Here is a 255-nt window from a genome sequence, read left to right on the forward strand (position 1 = left end):
GAAGGCGCGTCGCAGATTCTCCATGCGCTTGTCGCACAGCTTCACGTGAGCGGCCATGCGCGTATCGTGGGCACGCGTATTGCAGTGAAGCTTGCGAACCTTCGGAGCAGCAGCAGCATCGGCTGCCCCAGCGGGCTGCGAGGATGAAGGAGCGGCGGCTGCCGCTGATGCGCGTGCAGCAGGCATCTCATCCGGCGTCGGCGGATGCATGTAGACGACCGGATACTGCTTGCTGACCACCACGCGCATCGCTGG

At 64.7% G+C, this 255-nt stretch carries 1 protein-coding gene; it reads right to left on the minus strand.

The genetic code is table 11. The features are described 5' to 3' along the window. Positions 1-255 (minus strand): hypothetical protein (locus tag SAZ04_RS22535; protein ID WP_332699936.1); only part of this gene is annotated, 255 nt, incomplete at both ends.

The organism is Halalkalibacter lacteus (genome assembly GCF_036663595.1).
GTDB lineage: Bacteria > Bacillota > Bacilli > Bacillales > Bacillaceae_D > Halalkalibacter > Halalkalibacter lacteus.